Source organism: Kribbella sp., assembly GCF_035687465.1.
In the GTDB taxonomy this organism is placed as follows: Bacteria; Actinomycetota; Actinomycetes; order Propionibacteriales; family Kribbellaceae; genus Kribbella.
In genome coordinates, this window is sequence record NZ_DASRXP010000102.1 from 1 (window position 1) to 6,282 (window position 6,282).

Annotated in this window: 7 protein-coding genes; 4 read left to right on the top strand and 3 right to left on the bottom strand. The window is 66.3% G+C overall.

Annotated features, from left to right (window positions below; translation table 11 throughout):
* Both VFG33_RS05195 and VFG33_RS05200 read left to right on the top strand, forming a co-directional pair.
* A partial coding sequence (locus VFG33_RS05195) for a bifunctional hydroxymethylpyrimidine kinase/phosphomethylpyrimidine kinase (RefSeq protein WP_325022947.1) occupies positions 1 to 254 on the top strand: 254 nt, incomplete at its 5' end.
* 82 nt (positions 255 to 336) lie between these two features.
* Positions 337 to 1,050 (top strand): DinB family protein, encoded by a 714-nt coding sequence (locus tag VFG33_RS05200; protein ID WP_325022949.1) that lies wholly within the window; start codon positions 337 to 339, stop codon positions 1,048 to 1,050.
* Positions 1,051 to 1,079: 29 nt separating this feature from the next.
* Here the strand turns inward: VFG33_RS05200 and VFG33_RS05205 are convergent, their stop codons facing one another.
* The 3 genes from VFG33_RS05205 to VFG33_RS05215 all read right to left on the bottom strand — a co-directional run bounded on the left by VFG33_RS05205 (position 1,080) and on the right by VFG33_RS05215 (position 3,943).
* Complete coding sequence (locus VFG33_RS05205) at positions 1,080 to 1,727, bottom strand: hypothetical protein (RefSeq protein WP_325022951.1); 648 nt, start codon at positions 1,725 to 1,727, stop codon at positions 1,080 to 1,082.
* A 251-nt stretch (positions 1,728 to 1,978) separates the two neighbouring features.
* Positions 1,979 to 3,079 (bottom strand): hypothetical protein, encoded by a 1,101-nt coding sequence (locus VFG33_RS05210; protein WP_325022953.1) that lies wholly within the window; start codon positions 3,077 to 3,079, stop codon positions 1,979 to 1,981.
* 237 nt (positions 3,080 to 3,316) lie between these two features.
* Entirely contained in the window at positions 3,317 to 3,943 is a 627-nt protein-coding gene (locus VFG33_RS05215; protein WP_325022955.1) for an HAD-IA family hydrolase, read from the bottom strand.
* Positions 3,944 to 4,177: 234 nt separating this feature from the next.
* Here VFG33_RS05215 and VFG33_RS05220 point away from each other — a divergent pair, with 234 nt between their 5' ends.
* Complete coding sequence (locus VFG33_RS05220) at positions 4,178 to 5,458, top strand: ABC transporter substrate-binding protein (RefSeq protein WP_325022957.1); 1,281 nt, start codon at positions 4,178 to 4,180, stop codon at positions 5,456 to 5,458.
* Position 5,459: 1 nt separating this feature from the next.
* Positions 5,460 to 6,282 (top strand): carbohydrate ABC transporter permease (locus VFG33_RS05225; RefSeq protein ID WP_325022959.1); only part of this gene is annotated, 823 nt, incomplete at its 3' end.

Sequence of the window (6,282 nt, forward strand, 5' to 3'; positions counted from 1 at the left end):
CAGTAGATGTGCTGCACGGACCTGGAGCGCGGCAGGAGTTCAGTGGACCCAGGGCGGACAACCGACACACCCACGGCACCGGATGCACATTGGCCAGCACGATCGCGTCGTACCTGGCCCGCGGACACGACGTACCGACCGCTGTAGAAGCGGCCAAGCAGTACATCAGCGGAGCAGTCGCCGCCGGTTATGCCCTAGGCGCCGGCATCGGCCCGGTAGACCACGCCTGGCGTTTCCGCCCACCCTCCACCTGATCCGGAGGTCTGTTCTGACTAGGGTTCGACTGTCGGGGCTGCTGAGTGTCGGCAGGACCCGAGCGATCGAGTAGGAGTGAGAGTGGAAAAGCGCCGCCCGCCGGTGGATGGACTCTGCGAGGAGTGCGGGTTCAACTACGACACGGGTGACCTGCAGGGCACGGTGACGACGCTGATCCGGCAGGCCGCCGAGTGCAGCATGGCGTTGACCAAGGCCGCGGCGGGACCGGATGCGAATGTGGTGCGGCTGCGGCCGGAGCCCGAGGTGTGGTCCGCGATCGAGTACGCCTGCCACGTGCGCGACGTACTGGAGGTGCAGCGGTTCCGGATCGCGCAGTGCCTGGCGGAGGACCGGCCGGTGTATGCGCCGATGGACCGGACCGGGCGGGTCAAGCAGGCGAAGTACGAGGACCAGGATCCGATGGAGGTGGCGGCCGCGCTGATGCGGTTCGCCCGCGAGTTCGGTGCCGCGGCCCGCGTCCTGACGCCGCCAGAGCTGGGCAAGCTCGGACTGTACAACTATCCCGTCCGCGCACCCCGGTCACTCAGCTGGATCATCCGCCACACCGCCCACGAGATCCAGCACCACCGCCAGGACATCATCACCATCCTGGCCAAACTCGAGCCACCGATCGTCCCCGCCCCCAAACCGGTCGTGCCGGCCGAACCCGACGAGAGCGCCGAGGCTGACCCAGAGACCGACGCCGCGTCCGGACCAGACAGCGGGGCCGGACCAGCAACCGACGCCGCGTCCGGCGCACCTTCCGGTACTTCGGACGCGGGCGTCGGCGGCTAGCTCAGGAGCGTCGGCTCACGACCGTTCGCTCAGGAGATGGTGCCGAGGAACGTGTACGAGCTGGCGGTCATCGGGATCTTCGAGACGAAGGCGACGCGGACGTCGTACCCCTTCAGCCCAGCGGTGTTCAGGTTGGTGGAGAAGGCGCCGGTGCGACTCGTCGTGGCGGTCGCGCGGGTCGTGTACGCGACCTTGTGCGGCTGGCGGACCTGGACGACCACCTGCTGGTTCTGCACGTTCACCAGCCGGCCGTAGTAGTGCCAGGACTTCAGCGTGCCCTTGACGTTGACCTTGCCCGCCTTGGGGACCAGCTTGCCCTTCGGCGTACCGGTGAGCACCGAGGCGTAGCGGCTGGTCAGGATCCGCGGCGTGGTCTCCTTCGTGAATGTCTTCACGACGAGCTTTCCCGCCTTGTCCTTCACCGCGATCTGCCGGATCATCCAGGAGCCGTAGTCGTCCAGGCCGAGCTGGTGGGTGTTCCGGAACGCGTTGGACCCGCTCGTCACGGCGTACTTGCTCGCGTTGAGGTTGCGGAAGCCGAAGGTGTTGGTCCGGCTGATCCCCATCGACACGCGCATCCCGTTGCAGAGCGACCCGAAGTACTCATGGGTGTAGAAGGTCAGCGAGCCCTTCGTGGTCATGGTGGTGTCGTAGCCCCAGCCCGTCTTCGCACTCAATTGCTTGAGGCAACTGTCGGCGGTGGCAGCACTCGCAGGCTGAGCAAGCGCGACCGTCCCCCCCACCGCAGCAGCCGCAGTCACCAACGTGACCACAAGCCTTCCAACCAAGTTCTTACGCATGATGATCTTCCCCCTGTTTGCAATCAACTGACTGCAGGTAGAGACGAGGTGAGACCGCAATAGGTTGAATGACGATGCGATAACGGCCGGTACTGCGCTTGCTCCCGGCTGAAGGCGATCCGAGAACGTCAGGCGACCTCAAAGTCCCACGGACCGTCCCGTACGACGACCAGGGTCCGATGGCCCTGGCCCTCGGGCTCGCCGAGCAGGAAGAACGGCTGGGCCGCGTAGAGCTGGTAGCTGCCAGGTCTCAAGGACACGGTGTCTGGCGCCCGGTTACAGCGCCGCAGGTTGACGCTCGACTTGTACTCCTGACTCGCGCCCGGCTGCAGTACGTACACGTGTCCGCTACCTCTTTGCCGCGCGGGCATGGAGACGACGATTCCGTTCTGGGCGACTGTCAGTTTGGCGGCTTGAGTCATGAGGTGGAGGACAGAAGTGGACACGTTCGTCACCCGCATCTCGATCTGCGCCCGCAGGAGCGGTGTCTCCGCAGTCAGTGCCCCACTCGGCAGAATTGCCGTGAGCCGCAACGGCAGGTGCCCCGTCGCCAACTTCCCGATCTGGGCTCCGCACCCACCGAACGTCAGCTCGCCGGGATCCAGCCCGGGACCTGAGTAGGCGTTGCCCCTTGCATCTCCGACCGGCCGCGTCCAGGAGTCGCTCGACTGCCTTGGTCCGGGTTCTGTCCGGGCGACGGTGACCGGCCACGGACCAGCTTGGACGACGAGCCAGGTTTGGCGGTCTTCGCCGAGGGTGAATGGTTGAGCGGCGTAGAGCTGGTAGGTGCCAGGCTCCAGAGGCACGGTTGATGGTGGGTCCGAGCCGCAGCGGCGGAGGCTGATCGCGGATTTGTAGTGTCGGCTGGCGCCCGGCTCCAGGTTGAACGTGTGGGCGGAGTCCCGCTGCCCCGCGGGCGTTGCGACGACGAGCCCGTCTTTGACGAGCGTCAGGTGGGCGCCCCTGCCGGTCGTGACACGTAGCGCTGTGTCGGACACGTTGGTGACCCGCATGTCGACCTGTGTAAGGCCCCACGCAAGCTGCTCGGTGAGGGGCTCGGTCGGGATGGTTGCCGTGATCTGCAGCGGTAGGTCCTGCCGCGGCTGCCAGTAGAGGCGTTTCCCACAGTTCGGCAACAACGGATCAGCAGCGTCAAGCGGAGCGCGCGAGTCGGCGTGAGGAGTGGTGGTCGGGTCGCCCCTGTCGGGACCGAGTGCGGCTTCGCCCATCAGAACCTCCCATCGACCGCCAGGCACGGTGAACCGGGCAGACCAGCCCACGGCGGCCCCCGGCCCTCACTGACCTGCCCACCCTGCGCGCGAATCGCCCACACCACAAGACGAGCGCGGGACCACTCCGGACCGCGACAGCTGATCCAACCTGCTTACGTCCGAAGAACCGGAGGGCAGGCCCTCCACTCCTTCGGACGTAAGGGGTTGTCTCGGGGGAGTGCGAGCGACGAGATCTCAGGCTGAGATTGGCAGCCCGTAACGGCTCAGCAGTGACCGCAGGGCGTCGGTTCCGTTCTTCAGGTCGTACAGCTCGGCGTGGAGGCCGACGCTCAGGGCGCCCTCGATGTTGTCCGCGTTGTCGTCGATGAAGAGGACGTGGTCCGCCGGCCGGTCGATGGCCCGCAGGATGGTCTTGAAGTACGCCGGATCCGGCTTGGCGACCCCGAGATCGCAGGAGTAGAAGGTCTGGTCGAACCAGTCCCCATAGTGCCGCTCGTCGTGCATGATCGCGCGCCGGTAGGCCTGCTGGTTGGTCGCCAGGTGACACTCGATCCCGGCCGCCCGCAGTTGCTGGATCAGCCCGACGACGACCGGCTCCGCCTCGAAGCGGGTCCACAGCTCCAGGACGGCTTCTGCCGGAGTCTGCGACCCCCACCGCCGCAGTACTTCGGTGATGGCGTCGCGGAAATCGCCCTTGCCGACCAGCGAAGGACGCTCCGCGACCATCAGATCGAGGACGAACTCGTCGGCCGACCGCCCGGGCTCGACGAACCTCGAGAGGGCTGCGCGCCAGTCGATCGTGGGGCGCTGGATCACGCCGTCGGCGTCGAAGAGGACGGCATCGATCGTCGGGTTCGGCATGCCACCATCCTCTCAGCCGATCCCTGCCCCAGACTGGCCAGGGTCCGGTCTCCGGACGGCTCGGGGTCGCGTTTCCGGGCCGGTCGGGGCGGGCACAGGATGAGGCCTTGACCGGTTCAGTTGGTATGCGCTTACCTTAGCGATAGCTGAACATTTGTGGACAACTTCTAGCGCAAATGAACATCGAATGTAGCCCCTCCCGGTTGCGATGCGAAGGTGTAGGTGAGGCGATTCATGTCAGTGTCACGACGGCGGTTCCTGGCCCTGGGGGCCGGGAGTGCGGCGGCAGCAGGTCTCGCCGGCTGTGGTTCCCGAAGTTCGCTCGGCGGATCGAACGAGCTGAGCATGTGGTGCTGGACCGGGTCGGTGAACGACGGCCTGATCGCCGAGGCGCAGAAGGCCATCCCGGGCGCCACCTCGAAGCGGCTCGCGATGACCCGGATCGGCACGAACTACAAGACCAAGCTGCTCACCGCGCTGGCCGGCAAGTCGCTGGTGCCGGACATCGTCGCGCTGAACGACGACGTCGCCACCTACTTCCCGAACGCGGACCAGTTCTACGACCTGCACGAACTCGGCGCCGACAAGCTGGCCGGCGACTTCCTGCCGTGGAAATGGAAGCTCGGTATCACGCCGGAGAACCGGATGATGGCCTACCCGATGGACACCGGTCCGATGGCGCTGTTCTATCGCAGCGACATCTTCGAGAGGGCCGGCGTCTCGGTGGATCCCGCCGAGGTGGCCGCGGCGGCCCCCGACTGGGACGGCTTCATCCAGCTCGGCAAGAAGGTCCGCCAGGCGGTCCCCGGGTCGGCGATCACCGACAACATCGCCGCGGTCTTCGACTACGCACTCGCCCAGCAACGGCAGCGCTACATGACCGTGGAGGGCCAGTACATCGGTGCCGGTGACCACATCAAACAGGTCTGGGACCTGTCGGTCCGGATCGCGAAGGAGGGCCTGTCTGCCAATGCGCAGAACGGCAGTACCGACGCCGACGCGGTGGTCACCAACGGCCGGCTGGTCGCCTACAACGCGGCCGTCTGGTGGGCCCAGCTCGGCCCGAAGAACGCCGCCCCCGCGACCAAAGGCAAGTGGCGGGTGACCGCATCGCCCGGAGGTGCGGGGAACCGTGGTGGCTCGTTCCTCGCGATCACGAAGTACTGCAAGGACCCGGAGGCCGCGATGGCCCTCATCACCTGGCTCGAGTCGTCGAAGAACCAGGCCGAGGCGTTCCTCGATCCGGTGCTCTTCCCATCCACCCCGGCCAGCTACACCGATCCGCGGCTGGCCGCGCCCGACCCGTTCTTCGGCGGCCAGCGCATCGTCGACGTCTTCGCCGAATCCGCGAAGAAGTACCCGGGCACCTATCTGAGCCCCTACGACACGATCATCGGTACGCCGATCAAGGCCGAACTGGTCAACGTCGAGGTCGGCAGCAAGTCGTCCGACCAGGCCTGGAAGGACGCCCAGCACCAGGTCGAGCGGGAACTCACGAGAGTGGGGGCGATCTGAGATGGCCGTCAGCGATGTGATCCGCCGGACCACCGCGGTCGCGACGAAGGACCCGGCCCCGGACAAGCCCCCGAGCAGGTTCCGTCAGGCGATGCCGCAGTACGTGGCTGTGTCGCCCTTCTTCATCTTGTTCGCGGTCTTCGGCGCCTTCCCGGTGCTGTTCTCGATCTACCTGTCGTTCCACTCGTGGGACGGCATCGGCGCGATGAAGTGGGTCGGCCTCGAGCAGTACAGCTACCTGCTGTCCGATCCGGCGTTCTGGGACGCCATCACCAACACCCTGATCATCTGGGTGCTCTCGACCGTGCCGATGCTGTTGCTGGCCCTGGTGATCGCCAACGCACTGCACAACGCGACCACGTTCCGCGGCTTCTACCGGGTCGCCTACTTCCTCCCGAACGTGACCTCGGTGGTCGCGATGACGATGGTGTTCGGCTCGATCTTCAGCAACAACTTCGGCCTGCTGAACGCGTTCCTGCAGTCGATCGGGCTGAACAAGATCGAATGGCTGAGCCAGCCCTGGGGGATCAAGATCGCGATCGCGACGATCGTCACCTGGCGCTGGGTCGGCTACAACGCGATCATCTTCCTGGCCGGCCTGCAGGCGATCTCGGCCGACATCTACGAGGCCGCCAAGGTCGACGGCGCCTCGTCGTCGCAGACCTTCTGGCGGATCACCGTGCCGATGCTGCGGCCCGTGATCCTGTTCACCGCGGTCACCTCGACGATCGGCGGGCTGCAGATCTTCACCGAGTCGCGGGTGCTGTTCGGCGACACCGAGAACATCGGCGGCCCGGGCGGCGCCGGCACCACGATCGTCTCGT